General features: G+C 34.3%; 3 protein-coding genes. All 3 read left to right on the top strand.

Annotated features, from left to right (window positions below):
• Nucleotides 1–358: 358 nt before the first annotated feature.
• The 3 genes from WBM60_RS16900 to WBM60_RS16890 all read left to right on the top strand — a co-directional run bounded on the left by WBM60_RS16900 (nt 359) and on the right by WBM60_RS16890 (nt 1635).
• Nucleotides 359–736, top strand: coding sequence for an Arm DNA-binding domain-containing protein (locus WBM60_RS16900; RefSeq protein ID WP_424283374.1), 378 nt, complete (start codon nt 359–361; stop codon nt 734–736).
• The gene (locus tag WBM60_RS16895) at nt 648–1046 is read left to right on the top strand and encodes a recombinase family protein (protein ID WP_424283373.1); all 399 of its coding nucleotides are present in this window, start codon (nt 648–650) and stop codon (nt 1044–1046) included. Before WBM60_RS16900 ends, WBM60_RS16895 begins: the two co-directional genes overlap by 89 nt.
• 67 nt (nt 1047–1113) lie before the next feature.
• Nucleotides 1114–1635, top strand: a complete 522-nt coding sequence (locus WBM60_RS16890) for a hypothetical protein (RefSeq protein WP_424277235.1) — start codon at nt 1114–1116, stop codon at nt 1633–1635.
• Nucleotides 1636–1719 lie beyond the last annotated feature (84 nt).

Here is a 1719-nt window from a genome sequence, read left to right as displayed (position 1 = left end):
CATCAAGCTCGCTTGAATGGGATTTTTAATTTTAAGATGTCAATCCTGCAAGGATTGGAAGTTACATTTGCAGAATGTGAGGCTGCAGGGCACACCGAAGGTAATCCCTCTTCCTCCGCGAAAAGACCTTTAAAAGGCACCAAAAACCCTGTAAACAATTGATTTACAGGGTTTTTCATTTTATTTAATTTCATATGATATCAATTAATAGTAGTCTAAAAGTGGATTATTCGGTGTCACTTTATATACTCAAAAAAGTTCCACCAAAGACACGTAAATAACTGTATATAAGTTGTTTATATTTATTTTTATTTGTGTTTTTTTTAGTACATTGGTGGAAATCGATGCACTTTTAATTATGTCACTAGCACTCTCCCTTCTATTTTACATCAAAAAAAGTAAAGTTGACCGCAACGGAAAGACGAATATCTACCTGAGAATAACACTTAACGGTCGTCGGACAGAATTTAGTGTCCACCGTAAAATTCGAATAGATTGGTGGAACTCAAGAACTCAATTAGCAATGGGTAATTCCCCAGACTCTCAAAATATAAATCAACACTTGAGCATTTTACGGAATAAAGTTTACTCCATTCAACAAAATTTTGAAAGAGAAAACGAGACCTATACTGCAGCAGATATTAGAGATGTCTTACTCAGTAAAGACAAAACCAAAAAAATGCTCCTGGAAATCTTTCAAGAGCATTACCGAACCCTTTTTAGATACGACCGATAAGTCGTCCCATTCCCAATTTATTGTAAATATGTTTGCAGCTTTGGCACAGTTGGAACGGGATATCATCATCGAACGAACAAAAGCTGGTCTCGAGTCAGCACGACGACGTGGAAAAGTTCTTGGAGCCCCCAAAGGTATTAGTAAGAAAAATCAACAAAAAGCTGTACTTTGTGAGGAGTATTTTAACGAGGGAAAATTAACGGTTACAGAAATATGTGAACGGCTTGAAATATCCCGGGCTACTTATTATAAATATTTGAGATATAGAGGGCTTGATGGAAAATTAAGACCTTATAAACTGAGTAATTAAATTAAGCATATAAACTGGATATAATCATTATTATATCCAATGTATGGCAACAATAAAAACGGACACAATGAAAAACTTAATATTTGGACTATTGTCCTTTCTTACTTTTCAGCTAAATGCTCAAAATAGTTCGACTGTCGATTCATTGTCAGTAAATACAATTGACGGAATTGTAAATATTGGATTCAAAACATTATCGGAATTGAATGGAGACATTCGGAATTTTGAAAAACTAAGAGAAATTTATCTTCCCACAGCAAAATTTACAGTTGTTTATCACGAATCGGACTCAATCCCTCTAAAGTATGAATCTTTGTCGGCTGAACAATTCTTTGAATATTTGAAAGAGGCAAGTGAATATTATGAAAAAGGATTTATCCAATATGAATTGGGTAAAGTAGTAAATGAATACAACGGAATTGCAAACGTTTTTCAAAGCTTTTATGCAAAGGATTCCGACAATCAAGAAGTAAAAGGAATTACAAGTTACCAACTCATTCATTTTGATGACCGTTGGTGGATTTCAGATGTTTTATGGACATCAAATACAAATGGGATTTCGATTCCTGAAAAATATATAAAACAGTGAATTACTGTTGCCAACAATGTATCCTATGAAAAGCCTTAGTCCATCCCGATAGCTTCTCCTTCGTAATACTATGGAGAAGGAGCT

Source organism: Eudoraea sp., assembly GCF_049669105.1.
In the GTDB taxonomy this organism is placed as follows: domain Bacteria; phylum Bacteroidota; class Bacteroidia; order Flavobacteriales; family Flavobacteriaceae; genus Eudoraea.
This window is presented reverse-complemented; position numbering and strand designations above follow the sequence as displayed.

What these genes read in the sequence shown, in the direction of transcription:
- WBM60_RS16900 (WP_424283374.1), top strand. Translation starts at nt 359, where the DNA reads ATGTCACTAGCACTCTCCCTTCTATTTTACATCAAAAAAAGTAAAGTT.
- WBM60_RS16895 (WP_424283373.1), top strand. Translation starts at nt 648, where the DNA reads ATGTCTTACTCAGTAAAGACAAAACCAAAAAAATGCTCCTGGAAATCT.
- WBM60_RS16890 (WP_424277235.1), top strand. Translation starts at nt 1,114, where the DNA reads ATGAAAAACTTAATATTTGGACTATTGTCCTTTCTTACTTTTCAGCTA.